Consider the following 26,497-nt stretch of genomic DNA (forward strand, 5'->3'; position numbering starts at 1 on the left):
GTGGCCAGCCCCGCGGCGCTCGCCGCCCTACCCTCTTCGGGGTCAACCTCCATGGCGATGCACGATCTGATCGCCGGCGACGCGCAGGCGCTGTCGGCCAAACTGCAGTCGCACCGGCAGCGGCTGTTCCCGCCCGAGGCGCGCAAGCAGCTGCGGCGATTCTCGTCCGGCGAGGCCGCCAAGCTGATCGGGGTCGACGACGGCTACCTGCGGCGCCTGTCGCTCGACGGCAAGGGGCCCGCCCCCGAGATCGGGCCGTCCGGGCGGCGATCCTACTCGAGCGCCGACATCCAGGCGCTGCGCGGCATGCTGGACGAGGGGGCCAAGACCGGCCGGCGGTACCGGAAGGAGCGGCGGGCCGAGGAGCATCTCCAGATCATCGCGGTGGTGAACTTCAAGGGCGGCTCGGGCAAGACCACCACGGCGGCCCATCTCGCGCAGCACATGGCGCTGCAGGGCTACCGCGTCCTCGCCGTCGACCTCGACCCGCAGGCGAGCCTGTCGGCCCTGCACGGGATCCAGCCCGAATTCGACGTGCGGGACAACGAGACCCTCTACGCCGCGATCCGGTACGACGCGGCGCGCCGTCCCCTGACCGACGTCATCCAGAAGACCTACTTCCCAGGGCTCGACCTCGTTCCGGGCAATCTCGAGCTGATGGAGTTCGAGCACGAGACACCGCGCGCCCTCCTTCAGCGGAGCAGCGACGACGATTCGCTGTTCTTCACGCGCTTCGCCCAGGCCTTGGCGCCGGTCGCCGACCGCTACGACGTGGTCGTGGTCGATTGCCCGCCGCAGCTCGGTTACCTGACGCTCTCGGCCCTGTGCGCGGCGACCAGCGTGCTCGTCACCGTGCATCCGCAGATGCTCGACGTGATGTCGATGTGCCAGTTCCTGCTGATGACCTCCGAGATGCTCGGAGTCGTCGCCAAGGCCGGCGGCGACATGAACTACGACTGGATGCGCTACCTCGTCACGCGCTACGAGCCGACCGACGGCCCGCAGACCCAGATGGTCGCGTTCATGCGGACCCTGTTCGGGGAGCGCGTGCTCACCAACGCGATGCTGAAGAGCACGGCGGTCTCGGATGCCGGCATCACCAAGCAGACCCTGTTCGAGGTCAGTCGCGACCAGTTCACGCGGGCGACCTACGACCGCGCGATGGAGAGCCTGGACGCGGTCAACGGTGAGATCGAGGCGCTGATCCGCACGGCATGGGGACGCTGATCCGATGGCCCGCAAGAACCTCCTCGCCGGCCTGCTCGATCCGGCCGACCAGACCGAGTTGACCGCGGTCAACTCGCCCCGCGACGACGCGGCGGCCGGGCGATCGGAGCGGAGCCCCGCCCCGGCCGTTCCCAGCTTCACCGGCCGCGGCGCGGTCGGCGCGATGAGCCGGTCCCTGGAGCGCCTGACCTCCGAGGTCGTCTCGGCGCGCGCCGCGGAGGACCAGCTCAGGTCCGGCAGCGTCGCGGTCGATCTCGATCCGGGCCTCGTCGACCCGTCGCCGGCCCCCGACCGGCTGCCGGTGATCGACGGCCCCGGCGAGGACGCCTTCGTCGCCGTCATCCGGGCGCAGGGGCAGCAGACCCCGATCCTGGTGCGGCCCCATCCCACCGTCAGCGGGCGCTATCAGGTCGCGTTCGGCCACCGGCGGCTGCGGGCCGCCGCCGCGCTGGGGCGGCCGGTCCGCGCGCTGGTGCGGACGCTCACGGATGCCGAACTCGTCGTCGCCCAGGGTCAGGAGAACAACGCGCGGGCCGATCTCAGCTTCATCGAGCGGGCCGCCTTCGCCCTGACGCTGGAGCGGCTCGGGCACGGGCGCGACGTGATCATGGCCGCCCTCCTCGTCGACAAGACCGAGCTGTCGCGCCTGATCGCGGCGCGGCGCGCCCTGCCCGATTCCGTGATCGCCGCCATCGGTCCCGCCCCGAAGGCGGGACGCCGCCGGTGGATGAGCCTCGCGGATCGCCTCGCCAGCCCGGAGATGCGGGCGCGGGTCGATGAGATCGTCGCCGCGGACGCCTTCGCGACCCTGTCCTCCGACCAGCGGTTCGTGCGCGTGTACGCGGCCGTGGCGCCGGTCCCAGCCCCGGCGCCGCCGGTGGTCCGCGCGGGGCCGGAGGCGGGGCTGGCGGAGGACGGGCGCCACTTGGCGCGCATCGAGCGGACCCCGACGACCGTGGGCCTGATCATCGACGAGACGCTCCATCCCGCCTTCGGCGACTTCCTCGTCGCGCGCCTCCCCGAGCTGTTCGCGGCCTACGAGCGCGAACAGGCGCGCGGCCCGGAGCGATCCGGGCTCTGAGGTCGCGCCGCGCGGGCCTCGCGCCGCCGGGGCGGACCGGTCGCGAGGCCGCCGGTCCCCGAGATCCGCCGGGCGCGATCCGCCCGCACGGGGGAGGGGGCTCCGGCGCGCTGCGTGAGGCGCCGGCTACCTGCAGGCCTCGGCCCGCTTGTCGATCAGGCCGCGCAGCCCGGAGAGGCCGATCTCCTCCGTGATGGCTTCGTGCCATCGGTCCAGCAGGCGGATGCTGAAGCGTCGACCGGCCAGAATGTCTTTCAATACGTCCCCATTCAGCGTGATCACTCCGGCGTCCTGCATCTGCGTTGTGGGAAACATCGCGTTTGAAACAGGTCCCTCGTCGATCCGATACTGATAATTGAAGATGGAATTCTTCGGTAGGCCGGTGATCTCGATGCGGTCGCCGACGATCTGGATGCGCGACCGCGCCTTCGGCGCCAGAACGCAGGCGACGTCGCCGCTCGACGGGGCCGCCGATTTCCTGAGCACCCAATCGCCCTCGCCGGCGACCGTCTGTCCGGCCTCCTGAGCGTGGCCCAGGCCCGCGACAAGGCAGAGCGCGACGGCGCAGATGGTGACCCTCATGAACGACATCCCCGCTTCACCCGCCGGTCCGGCCCTGGGACCAACATCGTTCGCGCGGCGGCGCCGTCGATCTGAGACACATTCGCCCGGTCACCGGCAGGCGCGCGCCGGCGGATCCGCGATCGGGTCCGCCCCGCCTCTGCGACTCCTCCGGGGGCCTCGGCGGCCCTACGGCGTCACGCCGGCCGACCGGAGCCGCGCCGCGAGGCGCGGATACACGCGCAGCGCGTTCCCGGCGTAGATCTTGGCCCGGTCCGCGTCCGGGATCGCCGCGGCCTGGACGTAGCGCTTGGTGTCGTCGTAGGCGTGGCCGGTCTCGGGATCGACCCCGTTCACCGCGCCGACCATCTCGGAGGCGAACAGCACGTTCTCGCGCGGGACGACCTTGAGCAGCAGGTCGATGCCCGGCTGATGGTAGACGCAGGTGTCGAAGAAGACGTTGCGCATCAGCTCGGACAGCGGCGGCCGCTTCATGTCCTGGGCCAGCCCCCGGTAGCGCCCCCAGTGATAGGGCACGGCACCGCCGCCGTGCGGGATGATCAGGCGCAGAGTCGGGAAGTCCTTGAACAGGTCCGAGGTCACGAACTGCATGAAGGCGGTGGTGTCGCCGTTGATGTAGTGCGCCCCGGTCGCGTGGAAGTTGGGATTGGCCGAGGCGCTGACATGCACCATGCCGGGCACGTCGAGCTCGACCATCTTCTCCCAGAGCGGGTACCAGAACCGGTCGGAGAGCGGCGGATCGGTCCAGTAGCCCCCGGACGGGTCCGGGTTGACGTTGCAGCCGACGAAGCCGAGCTCCTTGACGCAGCGCTCGAGCTCGGCCGTGCAGTTCTTGGGCGAGACACCCGGCGATTGCGGCAGCTGGCAGACGCCGACGAAGTTCTGCGGCATCAGGCTCGTCACACGGTGGATCATGTCGTTCGACACGATCGACCAGTCGAGGCTGGTGCGGGCCGTGCCGATATGGTGGCCCATCCCGCCGGCCCGCGGCGAGAACAGCGCCAGGGAGATGCCGCGCTCGGACTGGAGCTTGAGCTGCCGCCCGCTCACGCTGGCGCGCACCGCGTCGTCGCTGACTTGCAGGTCCGACGGCTTGGGGGACTGGCCCGGGTCGTTGAGCGCGCCGATCTGGCACTTGCGCCAGTCCAGCATGGCGGCCGGCTCGGTGGTGTAGTGCCCGTGGCAATCGATCACCAGACCCGTGTAGCGCGACGGCTCGGCCCGCGCGGCGCCGGCCGTCAGCGCCGCCGCCCCCAGCCCCGCGAGGCGGCCCAGGAAGCCACGCCGGGGCAGGCAGCACGCGCAGCCCGCGCCGGCGACCGGCGTGGCCGGATCGGCCGCCGCGATCATCGCGCGCCGCCCTCCGGCAGGGCGGCGCGCTTGCGCAGCACCATGTCGCCCCGGAACAGGAACTTCTGCGCCCGCTTCCCGGTGTCGACCTCGGTGGTGAAGACGTTGCCCTTGGAGTCGATGGCGAGGTTGTGGACCCAGTGGAAGTCGCCGGCCATCCGGCCGTTGCGGCCGAAGCGGCCGAGGATCTCGCCGGTGTCGCGGCTCAGGGTGCGGACCTCGTTGTTGGCCCCGTCGGCGTTGAGCAGGTAGGTCTGGCGCTCGTCCGGCCACAGGGCGAGTTCCCAGACCGAGCCGTTGGCTCGGGTGTTCTTCTCGACGAACATCTCCTTCACGAAGGTGCCGTCCTTCCGGAACACCTGGATCCGGTCGTTGGTCCGGTCACACACGTAGACGAGGCCGTCGCGGGCGACCTGCACGCAGTGCACCGGGTTGGCGAATTGCTGGGACGGGGCCGCCGCCGGATCGTAGGGGCCGAGCTTGTCGTCGGTCGGCGGCTTGCCGTAGGCGCCCCACATCCGCTTGAACGCGCCGGTCTCCGCGTCGAACACGATGACGCGGTGGTTGTAGTAGCCGTCGGCCACGTAGAGCTCGTTCGTCTCCGGATCGACCATCATGCCGGCCGGCTTGCCGAGGCGGCTCGTGTCCCGGCTGTCGGTCTGCGGCCCCTGCTTGCCGATCTGCAGCACGAACTTGCCGTCCAGGGTGAACTTCAGGATCTGGCCGTCGGTATCGCCGTTGCCGGCGAGCCAGACGAAGCCCTTGTGGTCGATGTGGATGCCGTGCTCGTTCTGGGGCCACTGATAGCCCCCGCCCGGGCCGCCCCAGGACTTCACCAAGCGCCCGGCCTGGTCGAAGACGAGGACCGGGGGCGCCGGCTTGCAGCAGCGGGTGCGGGGCGGATCGAGGCTCGCGGCCTTCTCGTCGTCGGTGAGGGTGCGCGGCCGCTGGATCACCCAGACATTGTCCTGCGCGTCGACCGCGACGCCCGCCGCCTGACCCATGATCCAGTCGTTCGGCAGGCGCTGCGGCCAGGCCGGATCGACCTCGAAGCGCAGCGGCTCCTCGGCGAAGGCCGGAACGGCGAATGTCAGCACTGTCAGCGAGGCCGCAGCCGTCAGCCGACGCAGCACGCGTCGCAGCATCTCGGTTTCCTCTCCCGGTCTTTACTCAATTCGTGCCGCCATGAGAGGCTGAAAGGCCGCCCTCGTCCAGCATCGCGCAGCATATCCGGGTAACATCCCGGGACGCTTGCGCCCGGATGTGCCCGTCCGCGCGCGGTCCCGGCCGCCGCCGGGTCGCGCCGAGATGCGCGCCGAGATGCGCCCTGGGCGGCCCGAGGCTGTATCCTTCCCGCGCCGACGGCGAACAGGGACGGTACGTCCCGCATCGACGAGTCCGGATGGAGGCGCCCCCATGATGACGCGCAGAACGCTGACCCGCACCCTTGCCGCCGGCGCGGCCGCCGCGCTGCTGCCCGGACCGGCCACCGCCCAGGACCTCCCGCGGGCGCGCAACGTCGTGCTGGTCCACGGGCTGTTCGCCGACGGGTCGTGCTGGTCGGAGGTGATCCCGCACCTGCAGGCGGCCGGCCTCTCCGTCACCTCCGTGCAGAACCCGCTGACCACCCTCGCGGAAGCGGTGGCCTCGGCGCAGCGCGTGCTGGCCCGCCAGGAGGGACCGACCGTCCTCGTCGGCCACTCGTTCTCCGGCATGATCGTGACCGAAGCCGGGATCGACCCGAAGGTCTCGGCGCTGGTCTACGTGGCGGCGCGGGCGCCGGACGCGAACGAGGATTACGCGGCGCTGGCGAAGGCCTACCCGACCCCGCCCGCCTCGGCCGGCATCGTGTTCGACGGCGACGAGGGGCGCCTGAGCGAGGCGGCGTTCCTGCGGGATTTCGCGGGCGACCTGCCGGTGGAGAAGGCGCGGGTGCTGTTCGCGGTCCAGCAGCCGTTCCGCAAGGCCCTGCTGACGGGACGGACCACCCAGGCCGCCTGGCGCTCGAAGCCGAGCTTCTACGCGGTGTCGACCGAGGATCGGACCATCGACCCGGACCTCGAACGGTTCATGGCCAAGCGCATGAACGCGCGGACCGTCGAGCTCCGGGCGAGCCACCTGTCCCTGATCTCGCGCGCTCCGGATATCGCGGACCTCATCCTCGAGGCGTCCGGCCAGCCCCGCCGTCGGCGCTGACCGGACGCGGCTCGCTTGCGGGCGCTCGTCCCTCTCTTCCCAGCGGCCCGGTCCGGAGTTCCCGTGCCGGGCCGGGCGGCGGGGAGGGGGCTGGGCTGCGTGCGGCGAAGGTCCCGGGATGTCCGAACGCGGTCCCTCAGCCCTACCTACCGGTCATCGGGTCGAAACGGATCTGGAGCGCGCGCATGCAGGACATCCCGTTGGGGGCGAAGGGGAGCTTCGCCATGCTGGTCGGACCGTCACATCTGGCCAGCCAGTTCAAGGACAACATCCTGCCGCCGGTCTTCGCCACGCCGATGATGGTCCTGATCATGGAGAACGCGGCGCTGAACGCCGTCCGCCAGTACCTCGATCCCGGCGAGAGCGCCGTCGGGACCAAGGTGGACGTGACCCACATGGCGGCGACCCCGGTCGGGCACCGCGTCCGGGCGGAGGCCGAGGTGGTCGGCGTCGCCGGACGCCAGATCCAGTTCCGCGTCGCGGCCTGGGACGAGTCGGAGCAGATCGGGGCCGGGACGCACGAGCGGATGATCGTCGACATCGAGCGGCTCGGCAAACGTCTCGCCGCCAAGCAGCCCGCCCCGTCGAAGCGCGCGTAGCGTCCGGGCCGTGGCCCCTGGCACCGTGGGACCGGCGAGCCCGGCTCGGTGCCGACGGGCTTCGACCCTCAATCCGGGCGGCCCGCGCCAGCGGACTCGGTCTGCCGCACCGCGACGGCAGCCCTGATCGCCTCGTAATCGGCCTTCTTCAGGACACGCCGGGTCACGAGATCCTCCGGGGAGCCGTAGGGCCGGAACGCGACGATCCGGCGCCCGATCATGCCGGCCCCGAGGGCGTTCAGCTCCTCGACGGACGCCGTGTTGAGGTCGACGCCCTGGCCCGGAGAGGCCGGCGGCTGGCCGGAGCCCGGCGCGCCCTCGACCTGCTGCGGCGGCGCCGCCGGCTTCGCCACCCCGCTCGCCACGGGGGCATCCGGCGATGCGGGCGGCGATGCGGGCGGGGTTGCCGCCAGGGACGACGGGGGGGCGGCTGTCGCGTTCCGCGGTGCTGGGGCGACGCGCGGGGCGGATCCGGCGTTCGGCCCCGGATAGACGGACCGGATGGCCTCGCCCTGCGGGTCGATCCCGGATCGGTCCTGCTTGGACACGGGAATCGGTGTGGACGCCTGCCTGTCGCGGCTCGCGTGAGGGCGGGGCCCGTAGGAGATCCAGAGGCCCGCCAGGACGACTGCGGCCGCCGCCAGACCGGCGCTGATGGACAGCGTGGATCGGCTCATTCTCACAACCTCCTCTTGGCGGGCGGGGCACTGCCCCACGGCGATGGCACTGTCGAGGCGGGCTAACCCAGCCCGAGCGGCATCGCCATCCGCCGCGTGAGGTTCGCTGATCCGAATCGTGCGGCGCGCTGGCGCAGCTCACGGTCGCGCGGGCCGCGCGGCGAGGCGGCCGGCGTCGTCGCCCGCGCGGGGCCGCACGTCTGATAACGCCGCAGCGCGGGTCCGGCCGTCAGAACTCGAGCGTCACGGCGTCCCGCGCGCGCGAGACGCAGGGCATCATGCGGCTCCGGCGCTTGGCGAGCGGCAGGACCGCGTCGCGGTGGAGGACCGCGCCGTCGCGATAGCCGCACTCGCAGGCGCCGCAGACGCCGAGCTCGCAGGAGGAGGGCAGGTCGAGCCCCGCGCCGCGCAGCACGTCGAGCAGCGACCGGTCGGCCGGCACGTGGAGCACCTGCCCGGTGGAGGCGATGCGCGCCTCGAACGGCTCCGGCACGAAGCCGTCGTCGCGCAGCGGCTCGAAATGCTCGCTGTGCACCCGCTCGGCGGGCCAGCCCCGCGCGACCAGGCCCTCCTGGACCGCGTCCATGAGGCGCCGCGGCCCGCAGGCGTAGGCGTGGGTCCCGGTCTCGGCCGGGCCGAGGGCGTCGGGGTCGAAGCGCCGCCCCTCGGACCCGAACCAGCACCGGAGGCGCGGCCCGCAGACCGCCCGCACCGCTGCCAGCAGCGGCGCCGCCTCGGGGGAGGGGGCGCAGAGGTGGAACGCGAACTCCGCTCCCGACGCGGCGAGCGCGCGCGCCATGGCGAGCAGGGGCGTCACCCCGATCCCGCCGGCCACGAGCAGGTGGCGGCGCGCCTCGGGGTCGAGGGGGAAGTTGTTGCGGGGCGCCGAGACGTGGGCGAACGCCCCGGGCGCGAGCGTCTCGTGCGCCCAGGCCGAGCCGCCCCGGCCGGCCGCCTCCCGCTTGATCGCGATCTCGTAGCGGCTCCGGTCGGCCGGGTCGCCGCACAGCGAGTACTGTCGCACCCGCCCGTCCGGCAGGCGCAGGTCGACGTGGGCGCCGGCCGTCCAGGCGGGGAGTTCCGGGCGCGCGGGATGGACCAGACCGAGGTGCAGCACCTCCGGCGTCGTCGCGACCGCGTCGGCGACGCGCAGCTTCATGATCAGGCGGGCCGTCATCGCGCGCAGCTCCGTCAGTCCAGCAGCGCGATCGCGTCGCCGGGCCGGATCACGCCGCCGCTCTCGATCCCGCAGTTCAGGCCCGAGCGGTTGTAGAGCGGCAGGTAGACCGGCATTCCGAGCAGCTCCTCGAGATAGCGGCAGGGGAAGTTGAGGCGCCCGCCCCGCAGGATCACCGCGCCGACCCGGAAGCGCCGGCCGACCAAGTGGTTGAGCGGCACGCCGCGCACCGTGAGGTTGCGCCGATGGTCCCCCGGCAGGAGGCGCAGCGGCCCCTCCTGCAGCGGCGGGTCGTTGCGGTTGAGGGCGTCGAGGGCCTCCTGCTCGATCAGCGTGACCTCGCGCACGTCGGGCTTGGGCGAGTAGGTGCCGGTGCCGAGGAAGTAGCGGTCGCCCTCGATCCCGCGGCCGGCCACGCACACGGCCTCGGACACCTCCTCCATCTCGTAGCTCGCCGCGGGGGCGATGTGGATGTGGGTCAGGCTGCCGACCCAGCCGGCGGCGCCGCCCGGAACCCGGACGGCGGCCGATCCGGCCGCGTGCGCGAAGGCCTCGACCATGCGGGGTGCGGTCTCGCCGGTCATCGTGCTGGTCGCCTCGGTTGTCATGCGGCCTCCGTGGCGAGCGCGATCGCCTCGATCTCGACCCGGGCGTCGCGCGGCAGGCGCGCGACCTCGACCGTGGAGCGGGCCGGGGCCTCGCCCGGGAAGTGCTCGGCGTAGACCGCGTTCATCGCGGCGAACTCCGCCATGTCCTTGAGGAACACGGTCGTCTTCACGACGCTCGCGAGGCTGGCGCCGCCCGCCTCGAGGACGGCGGCGAGGTTGGCGAGGGAGCGCCGGGTCTGCGCCTCGATCCCGTCCGGGAACGCGCCGGTGGCGGGATCGATCGGCAGCTGTCCGGAGGCGAAGACCAGCCCGCCGGCCCGGATTCCCTGTGCGTAGGGCCCGACCGCCGGAGCGGCCTTCTCGGTGCGTATGGTGTGCTTCGTCATGCAGTGGATCTCGCGTCGGTCTGTTTCAGATAGTGGACGATAATCCACTGTATGGGAAGCCGCCGCGCGCGTCCGGGGCGGCGGCTCATCCGGTCAGTCGATCGGCTTGCGCGCCGTCTCCGGGGCGAGGAGCGTCGCCGTCAGGGTGATGCAGGCGAGGGCGATCAGGTAGACGGAGATCGGCCAGGTCGCGCCGGAACTCCAGCCCAGCAGGGCCGCGGCGATCAGCGGGGTGAAGCCGCCGCTGAGGGCCGCGCCCACCTGGAAGCCCAGCGAGGCGCCGCTGTAGCGCAGGCGCGCGTCGAACAGCTCGGACATCCAGGCGGCGCCGGTGCCGAACATGATCCCCTGGCCGAAGCTCAGGGCCACCGCGACGGTCAGGGTGATGATCGTCGGGTCGCGCGTGTCGAGCAGGGTGAACAGCGGGAACGCGAAGGCGATCGAGAACAGGCAGGCGGCGACGAACAGGGTCCGGCGGCCGTAGCGGTCCGACAGCCAGCCGAAGGCCGGCAGGGTGAAGAGCTCGATCACCGCCGCCACCAGGATGCCGTTCAGGATGATGCTGCGCGACAGCCCGAGCTGGCCGGTCACGTAGGAGATCGAGAACACGGTCACGACGCTGACGTAGGCGATCTCGGAGACCTTGAGGCCCACGGCCTTCAGGAAGGTGCGCGGGTGCTCGGTGAGGATCTCCATGACCGGCAGGCGCGCCACCGCGGACCGCCGCTTCACCCGCTGGAACGCGGGGGTCTCGTGCAGGCGCAGGCGGATGAACAGCCCGAGGCCGACCAGCAGCGCGCTGGCCAGGAACGGGATCCGCCAGCCCCAGGCGAGGAAGTCCGCCTCCGGCAGGAAGCCGCACAGCGCGAAGGCCCCGATCGACGCGATGACGCCGAGGGGGTAGCCGAGCTGGACGATGCTGCCGAAGAAGCCGCGCCGCTCCGCCGGGACGCTCTCCACCACCATCAGGACCGCGCCGCCCCACTCGCCGCCGATCCCGATGCCCTGGACCAGGCGCAGCGCCACGAGCAGGATCGGGGCCCAGATGCCGATCTGCGCGTAGGTCGGCAGGCACCCGATCAGGAACGTGCCGAGGCCCATGATGATGATGGTCAGGGACAGCATCGCCTTACGGCCGATCTTGTCGCCGAAATGCCCGAAGATGACGCCGCCCAGGGGGCGCGCCAGGAAGCCCACCGCGTAGGAGCCGAACGCCGCGATGGTGCCGACCAGCGGGTCGAAGCTCGGGAAGAACAGCTTGTTGAACACGAGCGCCGTGGCCGTCCCGTAGATCAGGAAGTCGTACCACTCGACCGTCGTGCCGATGACGCTCGACCAGACGATCTGGCGCCGGTCGGCGACCGGCACCGGGCCGGCATCGAGAACGGGGGACGCCTCAAGGGGCAACGCGGTATCGGCCACGGCACATCCTCCACTGTGATGGATAAAAATCCATTCTTGTGGAGGCAAGCGGCGTGCCAGCCCGGCGACGCGCGTTCCGGAGTGCGCTTCAGCGCAAGGTGCGGCGCAAGGTGCATTTCGGCAGCCCCTGCGCTAGGCGGGGGCGACTCTCTCGGTGCCGCGCCCCGGTCGCACGGCCCGGACGCGGGCGCGGATGACGGGGCATGACGGCGAGGACGATCATCGGGGCGGACCCGGCAGCGACGGAGACGTCCCCGCAGATCCACATCGCCGAGGAGATCCGGCGGCGCCGCAGGGAGCAGGGCCTGTCGCTGGAGACGCTGGCGGCGCGCTCGGGCGTCAGCCGCTCGATGATCTCCAAGATCGAGCGCTCCGAGGCCGTGCCGTCGACGGTGGTGCTATCCCGCCTCGCGGAGGCGCTCGGCGTCACCTTCTCGCGGCTGATGGCGCCCGCGACGGAGCGCGAGATCCTGGTGATCCCGGCGAGCCGCCAGCCGATCCTGCGCGACGAGGCGTCCGGCTACCTGCGGCGCTGCATCTCGCCGGTCCTGCCCGGGCGCGGCATCGACTGGGTGCTCAACACGCTGCCGCCCGGCGCCAGCACCGGCGAGTTCACCGCCCATCGCCGCGGCGTGTCCGAGTACATCTACGTCCTGCGCGGCCGCCTCCGGGCGGTGATCGGCGAGCGCGCGGTCATCATGGAGACCGGCGACAGCCTGTATTTCGAGGCCGATGCCGGGCACGCCTTCACCAACGTCGGCACGGAGGCGTGCGAGTACTTCCTGGTGATCGACCCGTCGCGCGTCCGCTGAGCCGGGCCGCCCCGGACGTCCGCGGCGCGCGGGGCCGGCCGCCGGTCCCGGTCGGGCGCGTCAGTGGAAGGCCTTGAAGGCGATGATCGTCTCGGAATCCTTCACGCCGTCGAGGCGCAAGAGGAAGTCGTTCACGAACAGCCCGATATCGACGCCGTTGTCCACGTGGAACTTGGCCATGATGTCGAACCGTCCGGCCGTGGAGTAGATCTCGGACGCGATCTCCATCGCGACGAGCGCGTCGGACACGGCGTAAGTCTTGCCGATCTCGCATTTGATCTGCACGAAAAATGTCTTCATGTCCGTCTCGCTGGATGGCGCGCCGCCGCGGCCGCGCGGATCGGGGCCGCCGACCCCGCCGGAGCGGCCGAACCTAGCACCGTTCCGCGCGTCCGCTCAGGCGGCACCCGGCCGGAGAAACGCCAGGACCTCGCGAGCGAACAGCTCGGGGGCCTGGAGCTGCGGGACGTGGGCGCAGTCCGGCAGCGTCACGAACCGCGCGTCCGGCAGCCCGGCCGCGAGCTCGCGCGCCATGGCCGGCGGGGTCGCCTCGTCCTCCTCCCCGACGAGCACCAGCGCAGGCGCGCGGATCTCGGAGAGGCGCGCGCGCAGGTCGAGGCCGGCCAGGGCCGCGCAGGCCGCCCGGAACACGTCGACGTCCGTGCGCAGGAAGGCGGCCCGGCGCTCGGCCATCAGGTCCGGGTGCGCAGCCTGGAACGCGGGCGCGAACAGCCGGCGCATGGCCGTGTCGGCGAGCGCCGCGAGTCCCTTCTCGGCCGCCGCGCCGGCCATGCCGCGGAACGCGGCCCGGCCGGGCTCCGGGAAGCAGGCGCCGCAATCGGCGAAGACGAGCCGGTCGAAGAGGTCGGGGTGGCGCAGGGCGCAGAGCAGCAGCACGAAGCCGCCGTAGCCGTTGCCCAGCCCGGCCGCCGGCCGACCCCCGGTCGCCGCGCGCAATGCCGCGCCGACCCGGTCGGCGACGGCCTCGAGGCCGCCCGGCGCGGGCGCGGAGGCGCCGAACCCGGGCAGGTCGGGGACGAGGAGCCGGAAGTCGCGGCCGAGCGCCGGGGTGACCCGGTCGAAGCTCGTCCGGTCGGCGAGCAGCGAGTGCAGCAGGACGAGGGGCGGGCCCTCGCCGGAAGCGGTCACCGCGACCTGGCCATCCGCGAACATCGCCTGCATCCGAAACCTCCCCCGCCGCCTCTGCCGGCGGCTCCACGACGCTGTCGCATCCGACGCGTTCGCTCGCAATCCGGTTGACGTGATATTTCACGAATGGCAGCATGTGTCGATCGAACGAGGCCGTGCGTGCTGCTCCGAGACAACATCTACGCGGCGATCCGCGCCGACATCCTGGCCTGCGTCCTGCGCCCCGGCGCGGAGGTGCGCGAGCAGGAACTGGCCCAGCGCTACGCCGTGAGCCGGCAGCCGGTCCGGGAGGCGCTGCTGCGCCTGGAGCGCGAGCGGCTCGTCACGGTTCACGCGCGTCAGGGATATCAGATCAACGCGATTTCGGTGGCGGACGCGCGCGATCTGCTGCGCATGCGCCTCGCTCTGGAGCCGGCCTGCGCGGCCGAGGCCGCGGCCGGCGCGCCCGCTTCCGTCCTGGCGTCCCTCGACGCGTTCCGCGCCGTCGCGGACGGCGCCGACTTCATCGCGGAGAACCGCGCCTTCCACATCGCCCTCGCCGAGGCGTCGGGGAACCGCCGCATGGCCGCGACCGTGCGCGACCTCGTCGAGCAGGCGGACCGGCTGGTCCGGGTCAGCCTCGACGGCATCCGCGGGCGCGACCCGGCGCAGCTGGTGGACGAGCACGCCGCCATCATCGACGCCGTGCAGCGCCGCGACGGGCGCGGGGCGCGCCGCCTCGTGCGCGCGCACGTCGCCCAGGCCGAGCGCCGCATCCTGACCGCCCTGGAACGCAGCGCGATCGTCCTCTGAACGAGCCCGCGCCCGGCGCGGAGCCGAGGGACGCGGTCGAACACGACACCGGGCCCGACCCGGCCCGACTACGGACCCGACACGGGAGAGACGCCATGACCCTGCACGCGCCGGAACCGACCGTCGAGACACGGGGCAACTTCATCGACGGGCGCGAGGTCGAGGCCGGCGACGGGACGCTGATCGACGTGCGCAATCCCGCCACCGGCGCGGTGATCGCGCGGATCCCCAATTCGGGGCCGGCCGACGTCGACCGGGCGATGCGCGCGGCCCGGGCGGCCTTCGAGGGCCGGGAATGGGGCGGGATGGACATCCGGGCGCGCGCCCGGCTGGTGAACCGGCTCGCCGACGCGTTCGAGGCCAACCTCGACACGCTCTACCGGCTGGAGACCACCAACAACGGCCGGCCGGTCAACGAGACCCGGGCGCAGCTCTCGCGGCTGCCGGACTTCTTCCGCTACTTCGCGGGCGTGGCGCTGGCGCGGCGCGACGACGTCATCCCGGTCGAGGGCAACTACCTCAACTACACCCGCCGCACCCCGATCGGCGTGGTGGCGAACTGCACGCCGTTCAACCACCCGCTGATGATCCTGTGCAAGTCGCTGGCGGTCGTGCTCGCCACCGGCTGCACCACAGTGGTCAAGCCCTCCGAGTACACGCCGCTCACGACCCTGAAGCTCGCGCAGATCTTCACCGAGGCCGGCCTGCCGCCGGGCGTGTTCAACATCGTGCTGGGGCTCGGCGCCTCGACCGGCAAGGCGCTGGCCGAGCACGGCGACATCAACAAGCTCGTGCTCACCGGCGGCACCGAGGCCGGCCGGATCGCGGGCTCCGCGGCCGCGAAGGTCTTCGCCCACCAGACCATGGAGCTCGGCGGCAAGACCCCCGTGATGGTGTTCGACGACTTCGACGTCGAGCGGGCGGTGAACTACGCGGCCTTCGGCGCCTTCATCGGCGCCGGCCAGACCTGCGTGTGCGGCAGCCGCCACCTCGTCCAGGCCTCGATCTACGACGAGTTCGTGGAGCGGCTCGCCGCCAAGACCGCCGCGATCCGCCTCGGCGACCCCTTCGACCCGGCGACGCAGCTCGGCCCGGTCATCTCCGAGCGCCAGCGCGAGCGGGTGCTGGCCTATGCCGGCTACGGCCGCGACCAGGGCGCCCGCGCGGTGGCGGGCGGGCGGGCGGCCCGGGTGCCGGGCTTCGAGGGCGGCTACTTCGTGGAGCCCACCGTGTTCGCGGACGTCACCGCCGACATGCGCATCTTCCAGGAGGAGGTGTTCGGGCCCTTCACCAGCGTCACCCGCTTCGAGGACGAGGCCGACGCGCTCCGGCTGGCCAACGACTCGCCCTTCGGCCTCGCCGCGGCCGTGCGCACCCGCGACGTCGCCCGGGCCCACCGGGTGGCGCACGCGGTCAAGGCCGGCATCGTCTGGATCAACGACCACCACCGCCTCGACCCGGCCTCGCCCTGGGGCGGGGTCGGCGACAGCGGGCTCGGCCGCGAGTGCGGGATCGAGAGCTTCAACGACCATTTCGACGTGAAGAGCGTGATGGTCGCCACCGGCGACGGGCCCTTCGACTGGTACCGCGACACGGCCGGCCAGCGCCGCCTGAACTGACGTCCGGCGGCGCGGGGGATGCGAGGTCCGCGCCAGACGGACCCCTTCCGCGCCGGCCCCGAACCCGAGGAAGGAAACGCCCCATGTCCGAAGCCGTGAGCCCGGCGGTCAACGCCGGAGGCCGCCTCGACCGCCTGCCGATCGGCCCGTTCCACCGCCGCATCATGTGGCTGATCGGGATCGGCATGTTCTTCGACGGGTTCGACATCTACATCGCCGCCACCGTGCTCGGCGCGACCCTGAAGAGCGGCTTCTCGACCCTGCCGCAGAACGCGTGGTTCGTCTCGGCCACCTTCGTGGGGATGATGGCGGGCTCGTTCCTGACGGGCTTCTTCGGCGACCGCTACGGGCGGCGCTTCACCTACCAGGCCAACCTCCTGGTCTTCGGGCTGGCCGCCATCGGGGCGGCCTTCGCGCCCAACATGACGGTGCTGATCGTGCTCCGCTTCATCATGGGCGTGGGGCTCGGGGCCGAGAACGTCGTGGGCTACTCGACCATGACCGAGTTCGTGCCGGCGCGCTCGCGCGGGCGCTTCCTCGGCCTCATGGCGGTGTTCGTCGTCACGGGCCTGCCGGCCGCCTCCCTGATCGGCTACCTGATCATCCCGGCCTTCGGCTGGCGGGCGATGTTCGCGCTGGGCGGTCTCGGGGCGCTCGCCGTCTGGTACGCCCGCAAGAGCCTGCCGGAATCGCCGCGCTGGCTCGAGGCCGTGGGGCGCCACGCCGAGGCCGAGGCGCTGATGCGCGCGATCGAGGCCGAGGCGGCCCGCGGCGCGCCCCTGCCGCCCGCCGCCGCGGCCGCGCCCGTCACGCAGCTCGGGCTCGCCGCCCTGTTCCGGCCGCCGCTGCTGTCGCGCCTGCTGCTGGGCTGCCTGTGCCTCGTGGTGATCAACACCCTGCTGTACGGCTTCGTGACCTGGCTGCCGACCTTCTTCATCCGGCAGGGCCTCTCAGTGGCGACCTCCTTCGGCTACGCGCTGCTGATGGGGCTCGGCGCGCCGGTGGGCAGCGCCATCGGCGCCCTGACCGCCGACCGCTGGGGCCGCAAGCCGACGATCATCGGCGCCTCGGCGACGGCCATCCTGTTCGGGATCCTCTACCCGATGACCCTGGACCCGGTCCTGCTGCCGCTGGTCGGGTTCGGGCTGACGGTGCCGATCTACGTGCTGGTCGCCCTGCTGTTCGGGATCTACATCCCCGAGCTGTTCCCGACCGAGGTGCGCCTGCGGGCGTCGGGCCTGTGCAACACGGTCGGGCGCGGGGCGACCATCGTGACGCCCTTCCTGGTCGTTACCCTGTTCGAGACCTACGGCATCGCGGGCGTGACCGGCCTGATGATCGGGCTGCTCGCCCTGCAGATCGTGGCGGTCGCGGCGTTCGGCGTCGAGCCGCGCAGCCAGAGCCTGGAGAGCCTGGAGGCCGGCGTGGCGCCGGCCGAGGGCGGCCCGGCCGCCCGGGCGCGGGGCACGGTTCCGCGCCCGATCCACTGAGACCGGGAGGCGCTCCGCCCGGCCGTCCCCCGGCTGGGCGGAGCGATCAGTTCCAGGTGTGCAGGACCGTGCGCCAGGCGCCGTCGCGCTTCTCCAGCACGTTCACCCAGTTGCCCTCGAACTTCTTCTTCGCGCCCCCGTCCCCGGGGCCGGTCATCTCCCAGCGGCCGGACACGATGAGCAGGTTGTCCTTCGGCAGCGCGGATTTGACCGTCGTCTTGTGCTCGTCCCATCCCTTCGCCTTCAGCCCGGCGAAGAACTTCTGGATGCCGTCGCTGGTCTGCGGCGCGCCCTTCGTGACGACGATCGCGTCGGGCGTGTAGAGCTTGGCCAGCGCGTCCATGTCGCCGCCGTTATACGCCGCGTCCCACTGGCTCGCGGCGCTCTGCGCGTCGGCCTGGACGGTGTCCGCCCGGCCCAGGCTCGGCGTCATCAGGGCGACAGCGAATACGGTCGCGTGCAGGACGTGGGGACGCAGCATGTCTTCCTCCATCGTGAAATGTTCTGGTTGATGAGTGCGTGACGTCGCAGGGTCTTCGGACTTCGACTAAGGGTATTTCTCCCAAGTGAGCGTGATGACGCTCATCCTGCCGTCGACGTTGAACTTGAACGGCACCGTCGTGAGGACGAGCCGCCCGTTCTCCTGCGCGACGTGCCGGACCTGGGAGGTGCCGGTCCAGGCCTCGTTCCAGGACGTGTCGATGTCGTGGACGATCCGGTCGCCCTCGAGCCGGTAGGTCCCGGCATAGGCGAAGAAGGTCTTGTGGAGCTTGATCCGGTCCGCGTCGGACATCTTGTCGTTGGCGACCGGCCGCTCCCGGCCTTCGTGGGCGCAGACCACCATCATGCGCCCGTCGCGGCCGTAATGGATCCACCCGGTCGGCTTCGGGCCGCCGTAGGCGTCGATAGTCTCGCCCGTGTCCACGATCCGGCGCGTGGCCGCGGCGAGGCGCCAGGTCCCGACGACCGCGTCCGCGTCCACCGCCCATCCGGGCGAGATGCCGAGACAACCCGAGACCAGGATGGCGGCGCCCGCGACGCCGACCATCGCCGCCTCGGCGAGCCGAGACCTGCGCAACCCCTGTTCGACGACGCGCATCGCAGCGACCCCCGGTAAGGCCATGGGGACTCAGAGCACGAACCAGACCGTACGCGACAGAACCATCATTGAATACCATGATCGGTGCGAATGCAAGGCATATGTGCTGATTTGATAAAAACGAAAACAGTCAAAGATCTGATATGGTCCGAATGGTGCTGGAAAGATAAGTATAGATGCGCCCGAGAGACCTGCGCGACCTGCCGGCCGAGTCGACGGCGCGCGCGGAGGCGACGTTCGGGAGGGGGATCGGCCGCCCGCATGCGGAAACGTCCTGATCCGCGTGTCTGGATCGTCCTTTCCACCTGCGCGAGGCGTGCGAACATCTGCGCGTCCGAGACGATTGACCGCTCATCGGGAGAATGCCGCGCGCCTATCGAGGGTGGCGCGCAGGGGCTACGCTCCCACTGATGTCCGCGGCAACCGACCCCCACCCCGACCCCAGGCCGACCCTCGCGCGGCCCGACGACGATCCGTACCTCTGGCTGGAGGAGGTCGACGGGCCCGACGCGCTCGCCTGGGTCGAGGCGCGCAACGCGGAGACGCTCGCCCGCTACGGCGATGCCGGCTTCCTCCGCGACCGCGACATCGCCCGCGCGCTTCTCGACCGGCCGGACCGCATCCCGTTCGTCCAGCGCTTCGGCACTTGGCTCTACAATTTCTGGACGGACGGCGCGCATCCGCGCGGCCTGTGGCGGCGCGTCGACGCGGCCGGCTACCGCGCCGCGGTCCCGGACTGGGAGATCCTGCTCGATCTCGACCATCTCGCGGCGACGGAGGGCGAGGACTGGGTCTGGGCCGGGGCGACGATCCTCAGGGACGCGCTCGATCGCGCCCTCGTCCGCCTCAGCCGCGGCGGCAAGGACGCGGCCGTGATCCGCGAGTTCGATCTGGACACCCGCACCTTCGTGGCCGACGGCTTCGTCCTGCCCGAGGGCAAGGGCGGCGCGACGTGGCTCGATCGCGAGACGGTGCTCCTGTCGAGCGCCCTCGGCCCGGGCATGGCCACGCGGTCCGGTTACGCGCGCACCGTCCGGCTCTGGCCGCGCGGCACGGACCCGCGCGACGCGTCCGTCCTGTTCGAGACCGCCGAGACCAGCATGGCGGTCTGGGGCGCGTCCGACCGGCAGACCGGGACCGAGCGGATCACGGTCGTCGAGCAGCTCGGCTTCTTCGACGCGGCTGTCCATATCGGCGATCGCGGCGGCCTGCGCGCGCGCCTCGACCTGCCCACGCATGCCGGGGTCCAGTTGCACCGCGACCACCTGTCCGTGCGGCTGCGGCGGCCCTGGACGGTGGACGGCGTCGCCCACGACACCGACACGGTGCTGGCGATCGCGCTCCCCGACCTGCTGGCGGGAGGTCGCGCCTTCACGGTCCTCTGGCAGCCGGACGCGCGGCTCGCCCTGCAGAGGGTGTTCTGGTCGGCCGGGCGGCTGATCGTGGACGTGCTCGAGGACCTGCGTCCCACCTACCGGGTCTTCGAGCCGGGGCCGGGCGGCTGGACCGAGCGGCCCCTCGCGGGGTTGCCCGCCCTGGGTTCCGTCCATCTCTGGCCCCTCGACGGCGATCCGGAGCGGGCGGACGGAGCCCTGCTGGCGCTGGCCCACGATCCGGTGACGCCGCCGGCGCTGCTCGCCTTCCCGCCCGCGCTCGACGCCCCGGCCGTCCTGCGTCGGGCGCCCCCGGCCTTCGACGCGCGCGGCATCCGGGTGACGCGCCACGAGGCCCGGTCGGCGGACGGGACGCGCGTTCCATACGTTCAGGTCGGGCCGGAAGCCGAGACCGGTGCGGCCCCCGTCTACCTGACGGCCTATGGCGGGTTCGGGCTCTCGCGCCTGCCGGATTACCAGCCCGTGCTGGGCAAGCTCTGGCTGGAGCGCGGCGGCACCTGCGTGACCGCCAACATCCGCGGCGGCGGCGAGTTCGGCACCCGCTGGCACCACGCGGGCCGGCGCGAGGGCAAGGCCCGGGCGCACGACGACTTCGCCGCGGTGGCCGCCGATCTCGTGGCCCGCGGCGTGACGCGGCCGGGGCGGATCGCGGCCGAGGGCGGCTCGAACGGAGGCCTGCTGATCGCCAACATGCTCACCCGTTACCCGGAGCGGTTCGGGGCGCTGGCCTGCACGATCCCGCTGATCGACATGCGCCGCTACACGAAGCTCCTGGCCGGCGCGAGCTGGATCGGGGAGTACGGCGATCCGGACGACCCGCAGGACTGGGCGTTCCTGTCCGGCATCTCCGCCTACCACGCCGCCGAGGCCGGGCGGGCCTACCCGCCGATCCTGCTGGCCACGAGCCGCGGCGACGACCGGGTCCATCCCGGCCACGCGCGGAAGATGGCGCAGAAGCTCCGCGTCCTCGGCTGCGACGTCGCCTTCTACGAGCCCGCGACCGGCGGGCACGGCGCCGGCAAGGACAGCGAGCAGACGGCGGCGTTCCGGGCGCTGGGGCTCACCTTCCTGCGCCGCGCCATCGGATGGGATGACCCGGTCGCGTGAGCGCGGCCTCGACCCGAACCGCGGCATCGTCCGGGTCCGCATACGGGAACGGCGGGGCTCTCGCCCCGCCGTTCCCGCCGTCCGTTCGGGCAATCCGTCGCCCGGGCGGCCCCGAGGGCCGCCGCGGCTCAGAAGCCCATCAGCACCCCGGCCGAGCCGGTCACCGTCATCGCGAGGCCGCCCAGGAAGGCGCCGATCATCGCGTAGGAGAAGCCCTTCAGGACCATGTCGTGCACGCCTCTCATCGAGCAGCGGGTCTCGGGCGAGACCCGGGATCACCGACTGCAATGATGATGCCGGATCGGCCGGCCGCGTGCGGTGCGAAGAGTCACGCTGCGCCGCGGAACCGTTCGGCGCGCGTTCAGGCGGCGACGGTGGGCGAGACGGCCGCCGGGCCCGTCTCGCTCACGCGAAATGGGCCGGCAGGCTGAGGGCCTGCGCGTAGGTCACGAGGGCGACCGCGCCGGCGATCAGGGTCGCCACCAAGGCGATGCGGTTGGTCCAGGTCATCGTCGTCTCCATCGGGTTCGCGACTGTGTTCGCGGTGTGATCCCGATGTACGCCCAAGCTTTCAGGTCCGGCGTGTCCCGGAACACCTGCAGGGCCGCCGCTCGCGCACGGATCCCGGGCCGCGCACCGGCCGGAGGCGGGCAGGGAGGCCGCCTCCGGGCTCGGAGGGCCCCGCAGAGCGGGACGGGACCCTGATCCGCCGGCCCGCTCTATCCGGCCCCCGCGCCCTGATCCGCGTTGGAGGCGACCGTGAAACCCTCGCGATCGAAGACGGTGTAGAGGATGCCGGCCGGATCGAGGCCGAGACCCCCGATATGCGCGATCGCCGCTTCCTTGGCCTCGGCCAGCGTGCTGAACGGGTCCGGCAGCTGATACATCCGTGAGGCCTGCTCGGCGCCGTCGATCCGCACCGGCGGCGTGGTGATCTCGACCGTGTAGGGCACGACGACCGTCCGCCTCGACCTAGTGGAACACGCCGAGGAAATACAGCAACAGGATGATCGGCAGCGGGATTCCCAGCAGCCACAGCAATCCACCGCGCAGCATTCGCGCCTCCTCTATGTCGACAATCGCACCGAAATATCGGCCGGTTCGAGATTGGAACGCGCGAACATCGGAAAGGGATGCACAATACTGGTGCGAATGCTCGGAGCGCACCTTCGGTAGAGCTGCGTGAGACCTGCAGGCGTCCCGCCCCGCGCGGATGGCCGTCCGCGCCCGACCTCCGCCCGGCCGCGGCTGGGACGGCTCAGCGATGCAGCGCGGCGATCCAGTCCCTCAGCGGATCCACCACGTAGGCCATCCAGGTCCGCGCCCAGGCCAGGGCAGGGCGGTTCGCGTCGATCGGCCGGGCGGCCATCAGGGCCGCCACGTAGGCGTCCTCCTGGGGCTTGCACGCGTCCAGGGCGCCCCGCTCCCGGCCGGGCCTGCTCCGGTGCGCCGGCTGCCGGTCGAAGGCCTCGCGGACGCAGCCGTGCCACGCCCGCTCCAGGCCCGGCAGGTCGGCCGGCTCCGCTGCCAGCGCCGCAGCGGGCTCGGCCCCCGCCAGGGCCGCGAGGAGCGTCAGGCCGGCCGCGAGGGGCGAGCGCCTACTCATCCGACGCGCGCTCCGTCTGCGGGGCCGCGTCGGCGAGGGTCATCGCGCGCGCGGCCGTGCGCAACTCGTGGCGGGCCACGCCGTCCGCGAGCGCGACGAGGGCGACGAGCACGAGCCCCAGCATGAGGAGACGGCGGATGGTCGGGGCGGGGATGAGCATCGAGGGCGCCTCAGGGAGACGTCCGCACCGTAGCGGAGCCGTCGCGCGCCGGCTGCCACTCCGATGCCACATGAGTACGGAAAGCGAACGTCCGTCCACGAAATCCCGGCGGGAGCGCCCCGGCGCGCCCGCGAGTCGCGGATGCCGGCCATCGCCGCGCCGGATCGAGCCGCGGTGCCGGGCGCGCCCAAAAGGGGCCGGTCCGGCGCGACGAAGAGACCTCGCGCTTGATCCGATACTGACGATTGTGCGGCGTCGCACGCATTCGCGGCAACCGCCGGCCTAACATCCATGTTGAAGGATGACATTCGGCCCGACAGAGCCGAGGCGATCAAGACCGCCGGAACGACGATCTTCCTCACTCGCGACAGTTGACCGGATGACTTCGTGCCGAAGTCAGAAGAGGTTTGCCATGACCGTCCGCCTGTTCGCTGCCGCCGCGCTCGCCGCGACCCTCGCCGCCGCCCTCGCGACGCCCGCCTCCGCGCAGGGATCCGCCGCACGCCACGGCCTGTCCGACGTCACCGCGGTGATGCTGCCCGAGATCTCCGTCACCTACCACCGGCCCGTGCCGGCCGACCGCTCCGCTGGCCCGCACGTCGCCGGCCCGGCCGGCCGCCAGCCGCGCTGACCGGTCAGGCCCGGCGCCCGCAGGATTGCCGGCCTTCCGCGATCTGACCTGCACGAGGCCTGCACGGTGCCCGCATGATGCCCGGCGGGGAGGGCACGTCTCACGGCGCGAAGGCAGATCTCGATCCGGTCGGGCCGGGCGGCGACGCGCATTCGCCGAGCGCGCGCCCGGTCGACATGCACGCGCGATTAGTGTTGACGGCCGTCAATGCTATGCTCGGTGGTCCGTCCACGGTATGCATCGACTTCAGGAGCGCGCCGGGACGCGAAGGGCCGATTGCTATGACACGCTTGACCGTCGCCGCGCTGGTGTTCGCCCTCGCAAGTCCCGCGATCGTCGCGCAGGCCCAGCAGGACATCCCGATCCAGCAGGATCTCAAGCGCATGGATCGCCTCGATCAACGGCTCGGGCGCGAGGATACCGAGTTGAAGGTCGATCCGAACGTGACGCCGGACAATCCGGACGGTGTGGTCGGCTTCGACGGACCTCCGTTCAACTACGGGGATCCCGGCGTGATGGGTGACGGCCCCCTCCCGCCAGGATCGCCCGCCGACGACGACGACTGGTACTGACCGGGGACGGCGCGGCCCGCGGTTCTGAGACCGCGGGGCCCTGCCCGGTTCTCAGCGCGCCTCAGCGCCCCTTCTTGTAGAGCTTGCTGGCGATCTCGAAGATCTCCTCGGGGGCGTAGTTGGGCGCGAAGGCCCCGTAATTGCCGTCGAGTTCTGGGATCTTGCCGCCCTCCGGCAGGCCGTCGACGACCTCCAGGTTGCCGGGCGGATCCCCCGGCAGCGCGACCTCGTCGTTCGACCAGACGCCGGCCGCTTCCTTGTAGTCGTCCGGGCTGAAGCGGTAGAGGCGCCGGTGCGAGCCCTCCTGCAGATATTTCTGGCACTCCGGAATCTTGTCGAGAACGATGTTCGGGGTCGGCAGCATCTTCTCGATCTCGACGCCGGTCAGCTTCTTGAGCGCCAGCGCGTAGGCGTGCGCGTGCACCGAGCCGCGCACGAGCAGGTAGCCGCAGACCTCGCGGCCGGTCGGGTCCTTCAGGGTCTCGTAGACGCGCAGCTTGTGCAGGCGCGCGCCGCACTCCAAGTGGAAGTTGTGCAGCAGGTCGATGATGATGTTGCCCGTCGTCGTCACCATGTCGACGTTCCAGGACTGCGCGTTGGAATTGACCGGTGTCGCGCCGCCGCCGTTGCTCAGGAAGCTGCCGGCGAGCCGGATGTCCTGCATGTCGTGGAACGGGGCCTTCGAGACGTCGACCTCCTCGGTGTCGTCGCCGGGGCCGTTGTTGAGCATCGCGATGCCGGTCGAGACCAGCTCCACGTGCCCGAGCTCCTCGGCGAAGATGCTCGACACGAGGCTGTAGAAGGGGCGCAGCTTCGACTTGTTGCGGAAGTTGAAGCTCTGGAACATGTAGTTCCCGAGGGTCGACATCTCCCCGTACTTGCCGCCGAGCAGCTCCTGCAGCGCGGCCGCCGCGTTGGGATCGGGCTTCTTCGGCTGTGGCAGTTCGGCCTGAAGGCGGTCGAGCTTCATGAACATGCGAGCAGCTCCGTTCGCGCGGGGTGCGCATGACGGCATCTTCCCGCACGGACGATTGTTCCTGCGGCTGAGACGGCGCGGCCCGCGGGCGGCCTCCCGGCGGCCGGCGCCATCCGGCTGTGGACAGGGGCCTCGGCGCGGGCGCCCGGCCGCCATCCTTTCCGGAGCGGTAACCATGCCGGTCCTACCAGCCGCGACCCCGGACGGTGAGGCAGGTGGACGAATGGGCGACGACGTGGCGGCGATCCTGTTGACCCTCGTGACCGAGAATTCCGAGCTGCGCGAGCAACTCGCCAGCGCGCAGGACATGCTGATGGAGACGGCCATCGATGCCGGGCAGCTCCATGCCCGGATCCAGGGCCTGGAGGCCGAGCGCGACGCGTGGCGGGCCGAGGCCGGGCACCGGCAGGCCCGCGCCGCCCTGACCGCCTGACGGTTCGGCGGCGCGCCGACCGGGCGCGGAGGTGGGGCAGGGCCGGATGCGCGCGGGTCGGATTTCGCGGTCGGATCGCGGAGCGTGTACGCTCGGCGGCCGTCGAACAATCGGCACGGGAGCGCGCGGCCATGGTGACGAACGTCCTGCCCCCGCTCGATCCGGCCGCCCTCCCGAACGGAATCCGCGCCCGCTTCGTCGAGGGCGTCAACGGCCTGCGCATGCACGTGCTGGAGGCGGGCGACGGCGGTCCCGACCGCCCGCTCATCCTCCTAGTGCACGGCTTCCCCGAGATCGCCTATTCCTGGCGGAAGGTCATGCCGGCGCTGGCCGCGGCGGGCTACCACGTCGTCGCCCCCGACCTCCGGGGCTACGGCCGCACCGCGGACGCGCCGGTCGCCTTCGCGGACGACCTCGCGCCCTACCGGCTGCACAACCTTCTCCTCGACCTGCTGTGCCTGATGAGCGCCCTGAAGCGCGACAGGGTCGCGGCGCTCGTCGGACACGATTACGGGTCCTGGGTCTGCGGCTACTGCGCCCTGGCGCGGCCCGATCTCTTCGGCATGGTCGCCCTCATGAGCGCGCCCTTCGCGGGGGCGCCGGGGCTCGACGCCCTGGCCCGCGGCCTCCGGACGCCGGCCGACGACCCGATCCACGCGGCGCTGGCCGCCCTGCCGCGCCCGCGCACGCACTACCACCGCTACTACGCGATGCGCCGCGCCGCCGCCGACATGGAGCGCAGTCCCCAGGGCCTCGCCGCGTTCCTGCGCACCTATTTCCACCACAAGAGCGCGGACTGGCCGGACAATCGACCCCGCGCGCTCGCCGGCTGGACGGCCGAGGCCCTCGCCGAGATGCCGACCTACTACGTGATGGATGAAGGTCGGACGATGCCCGCGACCGTGGCGCCGGAGATGCCGGAGCGGGGCGGCGCGGACTGCGCTTGGCTGACGGAGGCGGAACTCGCCGTCTACGCGGCCGAGTACGCGCGCTCCGGCTTCCAGGGCGCGCTCCAGGGCTACCGGTGCCGCATGGATGGCAGCATCGACCGCGACCTCGCGCGTTTCGCCGGCCGGCGGATCGAGGTCCCCCTCCTGTTCGTGTCCGGGACGCGCGACTGGGGCCCGTTCCAGGCGCCGGGCGCGCTGGAGCGCATGAAGGAGGCCGCCGGCGCGGGCCTGGTCGGCTGCCACTTCGTGGCGGGGGCGGGGCACTGGGTTCAGCAGGAGCAGCCCCGGGCCGTCGCGGACCTCCTGCTCGACGCGCTCGGTCGCGGCGGGGCCGGATCCCGCCCCGGCGCGTAGGCGCCCGCCGCCGCACCGCGTCCGCTCCTATCGGGGCGCCGACGGCCC

At 72.1% G+C, this 26,497-nt stretch carries 29 protein-coding genes; 13 read left to right on the forward strand and 16 right to left on the reverse strand.

Translation table 11 applies throughout. The features are described 5' to 3' along the window. Nucleotides 1–51: 51 nt before the first annotated feature. Nucleotides 52–1,227 carry a plasmid partitioning protein RepA gene (repA, locus tag ACX9MN_RS31560; protein ID WP_489726645.1) on the forward strand — a complete coding sequence of 392 codons (1,176 nt, stop codon included), beginning with the start codon at nucleotides 52–54 and terminating at the stop codon, nucleotides 1,225–1,227. A 4-nt stretch (nucleotides 1,228–1,231) separates the two neighbouring features. After that, entirely contained in the window at nucleotides 1,232–2,308 is a 1,077-nt protein-coding gene (gene repB / locus ACX9MN_RS31565; RefSeq protein WP_489726378.1) for a plasmid partitioning protein RepB, read from the forward strand. A 126-nt stretch (nucleotides 2,309–2,434) separates the two neighbouring features. Here repB and ACX9MN_RS31570 read toward each other — a convergent pair whose 3' ends face one another. The 3 genes from ACX9MN_RS31570 to ACX9MN_RS31580 form a co-directional block, all read right to left on the reverse strand. Continuing rightward, a complete protein-coding gene (locus tag ACX9MN_RS31570) occupies nucleotides 2,435–2,890 on the reverse strand; it encodes a hypothetical protein (protein WP_489726379.1) in 456 nt (151 codons plus the stop codon). A gap of 168 nt (nucleotides 2,891–3,058) precedes the next feature. Next, nucleotides 3,059–4,087 carry an amidohydrolase family protein gene (locus tag ACX9MN_RS31575; RefSeq protein ID WP_489726646.1) on the reverse strand — a complete coding sequence of 343 codons (1,029 nt, stop codon included), beginning with the start codon at nucleotides 4,085–4,087 and terminating at the stop codon, nucleotides 3,059–3,061. A gap of 149 nt (nucleotides 4,088–4,236) precedes the next feature. Continuing rightward, the gene (locus ACX9MN_RS31580; RefSeq protein WP_489726380.1) at nucleotides 4,237–5,385 is read right to left on the reverse strand and encodes an NHL repeat-containing protein; all 1,149 of its coding nucleotides are present in this window, start codon (nucleotides 5,383–5,385) and stop codon (nucleotides 4,237–4,239) included. 271 nt (nucleotides 5,386–5,656) lie between these two features. Here ACX9MN_RS31580 and ACX9MN_RS31585 point away from each other — a divergent pair, with 271 nt between their 5' ends. Together ACX9MN_RS31585 and ACX9MN_RS31590 are read left to right on the forward strand one after the other, a co-directional pair. Continuing rightward, nucleotides 5,657–6,436, forward strand: a complete 780-nt coding sequence (locus tag ACX9MN_RS31585; protein ID WP_489726381.1) for an alpha/beta fold hydrolase — start codon at nucleotides 5,657–5,659, stop codon at nucleotides 6,434–6,436. Between the two features lie 185 nt (nucleotides 6,437–6,621). Further along, nucleotides 6,622–7,035 (forward strand): thioesterase family protein, encoded by a 414-nt coding sequence (locus ACX9MN_RS31590; RefSeq protein WP_091927586.1) that lies wholly within the window; start codon nucleotides 6,622–6,624, stop codon nucleotides 7,033–7,035. A 68-nt stretch (nucleotides 7,036–7,103) separates the two neighbouring features. Here the strand turns inward: ACX9MN_RS31590 and ACX9MN_RS31595 are convergent, their stop codons facing one another. The 5 genes from ACX9MN_RS31595 to ACX9MN_RS31615 form a co-directional block, all read right to left on the reverse strand. Then, complete coding sequence (locus ACX9MN_RS31595) at nucleotides 7,104–7,400, reverse strand: helix-hairpin-helix domain-containing protein (protein ID WP_244540039.1); 297 nt, start codon at nucleotides 7,398–7,400, stop codon at nucleotides 7,104–7,106. Between the two features lie 541 nt (nucleotides 7,401–7,941). Next, nucleotides 7,942–8,889: a PDR/VanB family oxidoreductase gene (locus ACX9MN_RS31600; RefSeq protein WP_489726382.1), complete on the reverse strand. Its 948-nt coding sequence runs from the start codon at nucleotides 8,887–8,889 to the stop codon at nucleotides 7,942–7,944. A 14-nt stretch (nucleotides 8,890–8,903) separates the two neighbouring features. Further along, the gene (locus ACX9MN_RS31605) at nucleotides 8,904–9,473 is read right to left on the reverse strand and encodes an MOSC domain-containing protein (RefSeq protein ID WP_026605417.1); all 570 of its coding nucleotides are present in this window, start codon (nucleotides 9,471–9,473) and stop codon (nucleotides 8,904–8,906) included. Between the two features lie 20 nt (nucleotides 9,474–9,493). Next, nucleotides 9,494–9,883: a Rid family detoxifying hydrolase gene (locus ACX9MN_RS31610; protein WP_042670561.1), complete on the reverse strand. Its 390-nt coding sequence runs from the start codon at nucleotides 9,881–9,883 to the stop codon at nucleotides 9,494–9,496. Between the two features lie 93 nt (nucleotides 9,884–9,976). Next, entirely contained in the window at nucleotides 9,977–11,305 is a 1,329-nt protein-coding gene (locus ACX9MN_RS31615) for an MFS transporter (protein ID WP_091682098.1), read from the reverse strand. 203 nt (nucleotides 11,306–11,508) lie between these two features. Between ACX9MN_RS31615 and ACX9MN_RS31620 the strand changes: the two genes are divergently transcribed. Next, nucleotides 11,509–12,117 carry a helix-turn-helix domain-containing protein gene (locus ACX9MN_RS31620; protein ID WP_020096176.1) on the forward strand — a complete coding sequence of 203 codons (609 nt, stop codon included), beginning with the start codon at nucleotides 11,509–11,511 and terminating at the stop codon, nucleotides 12,115–12,117. 60 nt (nucleotides 12,118–12,177) lie between these two features. On the opposite strand, the gene ACX9MN_RS31625 is transcribed toward ACX9MN_RS31620, so the two are convergent. Together ACX9MN_RS31625 and ACX9MN_RS31630 are read right to left on the reverse strand one after the other, a co-directional pair. Further along, complete coding sequence (locus ACX9MN_RS31625; RefSeq protein WP_012329666.1) at nucleotides 12,178–12,417, reverse strand: Lrp/AsnC ligand binding domain-containing protein; 240 nt, start codon at nucleotides 12,415–12,417, stop codon at nucleotides 12,178–12,180. Between the two features lie 96 nt (nucleotides 12,418–12,513). Further along, complete coding sequence (locus ACX9MN_RS31630) at nucleotides 12,514–13,299, reverse strand: alpha/beta fold hydrolase (protein WP_091927582.1); 786 nt, start codon at nucleotides 13,297–13,299, stop codon at nucleotides 12,514–12,516. A 126-nt stretch (nucleotides 13,300–13,425) separates the two neighbouring features. Here ACX9MN_RS31630 and ACX9MN_RS31635 point away from each other — a divergent pair, with 126 nt between their 5' ends. The 3 genes from ACX9MN_RS31635 to ACX9MN_RS31645 all read left to right on the forward strand — a co-directional run bounded on the left by ACX9MN_RS31635 (nucleotide 13,426) and on the right by ACX9MN_RS31645 (nucleotide 17,167). Then, nucleotides 13,426–14,058: a GntR family transcriptional regulator gene (locus ACX9MN_RS31635; protein ID WP_020096173.1), complete on the forward strand. Its 633-nt coding sequence runs from the start codon at nucleotides 13,426–13,428 to the stop codon at nucleotides 14,056–14,058. A gap of 95 nt (nucleotides 14,059–14,153) precedes the next feature. Then, nucleotides 14,154–15,677 carry an aldehyde dehydrogenase gene (locus tag ACX9MN_RS31640; RefSeq protein WP_056524199.1) on the forward strand — a complete coding sequence of 508 codons (1,524 nt, stop codon included), beginning with the start codon at nucleotides 14,154–14,156 and terminating at the stop codon, nucleotides 15,675–15,677. An 83-nt stretch (nucleotides 15,678–15,760) separates the two neighbouring features. Then, the gene (locus tag ACX9MN_RS31645) at nucleotides 15,761–17,167 is read left to right on the forward strand and encodes an MFS transporter (protein ID WP_100253121.1); all 1,407 of its coding nucleotides are present in this window, start codon (nucleotides 15,761–15,763) and stop codon (nucleotides 17,165–17,167) included. Between the two features lie 46 nt (nucleotides 17,168–17,213). Here the strand turns inward: ACX9MN_RS31645 and ACX9MN_RS31650 are convergent, their stop codons facing one another. After that, nucleotides 17,214–17,648, reverse strand: coding sequence for a YybH family protein (locus ACX9MN_RS31650; RefSeq protein ID WP_489726383.1), 435 nt, complete (start codon nucleotides 17,646–17,648; stop codon nucleotides 17,214–17,216). 66 nt (nucleotides 17,649–17,714) lie between these two features. Continuing rightward, nucleotides 17,715–18,266 (reverse strand): lipocalin-like domain-containing protein, encoded by a 552-nt coding sequence (locus ACX9MN_RS31655; RefSeq protein ID WP_489726384.1) that lies wholly within the window; start codon nucleotides 18,264–18,266, stop codon nucleotides 17,715–17,717. A 410-nt stretch (nucleotides 18,267–18,676) separates the two neighbouring features. Between ACX9MN_RS31655 and ACX9MN_RS31660 the strand changes: the two genes are divergently transcribed. Continuing rightward, entirely contained in the window at nucleotides 18,677–20,767 is a 2,091-nt protein-coding gene (locus ACX9MN_RS31660; protein ID WP_489726385.1) for a prolyl oligopeptidase family serine peptidase, read from the forward strand. Nucleotides 20,768–21,486: 719 nt separating this feature from the next. Here the strand turns inward: ACX9MN_RS31660 and ACX9MN_RS31665 are convergent. The 3 genes from ACX9MN_RS31665 to ACX9MN_RS31675 all read right to left on the reverse strand — a co-directional run bounded on the left by ACX9MN_RS31665 (nucleotide 21,487) and on the right by ACX9MN_RS31675 (nucleotide 22,533). After that, nucleotides 21,487–21,720 (reverse strand): hypothetical protein, encoded by a 234-nt coding sequence (locus tag ACX9MN_RS31665; RefSeq protein ID WP_020095857.1) that lies wholly within the window; start codon nucleotides 21,718–21,720, stop codon nucleotides 21,487–21,489. A gap of 305 nt (nucleotides 21,721–22,025) precedes the next feature. Then, nucleotides 22,026–22,373: a hypothetical protein gene (locus ACX9MN_RS31670; protein ID WP_020095858.1), complete on the reverse strand. Its 348-nt coding sequence runs from the start codon at nucleotides 22,371–22,373 to the stop codon at nucleotides 22,026–22,028. Further along, nucleotides 22,366–22,533 (reverse strand): hypothetical protein, encoded by a 168-nt coding sequence (locus tag ACX9MN_RS31675; RefSeq protein ID WP_020095859.1) that lies wholly within the window; start codon nucleotides 22,531–22,533, stop codon nucleotides 22,366–22,368. The genes ACX9MN_RS31670 and ACX9MN_RS31675 overlap by 8 nt, the downstream gene beginning before the upstream one ends. A 412-nt stretch (nucleotides 22,534–22,945) precedes the next feature. On the opposite strand from ACX9MN_RS31675, the gene ACX9MN_RS31680 reads away from it, so the two are divergent. Together ACX9MN_RS31680 and ACX9MN_RS31685 are read left to right on the forward strand one after the other, a co-directional pair. Beyond that, nucleotides 22,946–23,164 (forward strand): hypothetical protein, encoded by a 219-nt coding sequence (locus tag ACX9MN_RS31680; protein WP_020095860.1) that lies wholly within the window; start codon nucleotides 22,946–22,948, stop codon nucleotides 23,162–23,164. A gap of 74 nt (nucleotides 23,165–23,238) precedes the next feature. After that, a complete protein-coding gene (locus tag ACX9MN_RS31685; RefSeq protein ID WP_244540818.1) occupies nucleotides 23,239–23,736 on the forward strand; it encodes a hypothetical protein in 498 nt (165 codons plus the stop codon). A gap of 61 nt (nucleotides 23,737–23,797) precedes the next feature. Here ACX9MN_RS31685 and ACX9MN_RS31690 read toward each other — a convergent pair whose 3' ends face one another. Next, complete coding sequence (locus ACX9MN_RS31690; RefSeq protein WP_010685278.1) at nucleotides 23,798–24,712, reverse strand: manganese catalase family protein; 915 nt, start codon at nucleotides 24,710–24,712, stop codon at nucleotides 23,798–23,800. Nucleotides 24,713–24,935: 223 nt separating this feature from the next. Between ACX9MN_RS31690 and ACX9MN_RS31695 the strand changes: the two genes are divergently transcribed. Then, nucleotides 24,936–25,145 carry a hypothetical protein gene (locus ACX9MN_RS31695; protein WP_020095863.1) on the forward strand — a complete coding sequence of 70 codons (210 nt, stop codon included), beginning with the start codon at nucleotides 24,936–24,938 and terminating at the stop codon, nucleotides 25,143–25,145. A gap of 131 nt (nucleotides 25,146–25,276) precedes the next feature. Continuing rightward, nucleotides 25,277–26,449, forward strand: coding sequence for an alpha/beta fold hydrolase (locus tag ACX9MN_RS31700; RefSeq protein WP_489726386.1), 1,173 nt, complete (start codon nucleotides 25,277–25,279; stop codon nucleotides 26,447–26,449). The last annotated feature ends 48 nt before the right edge of the window (nucleotides 26,450–26,497 follow it).

The organism is Methylobacterium sp. 1A (assembly GCF_058072805.1).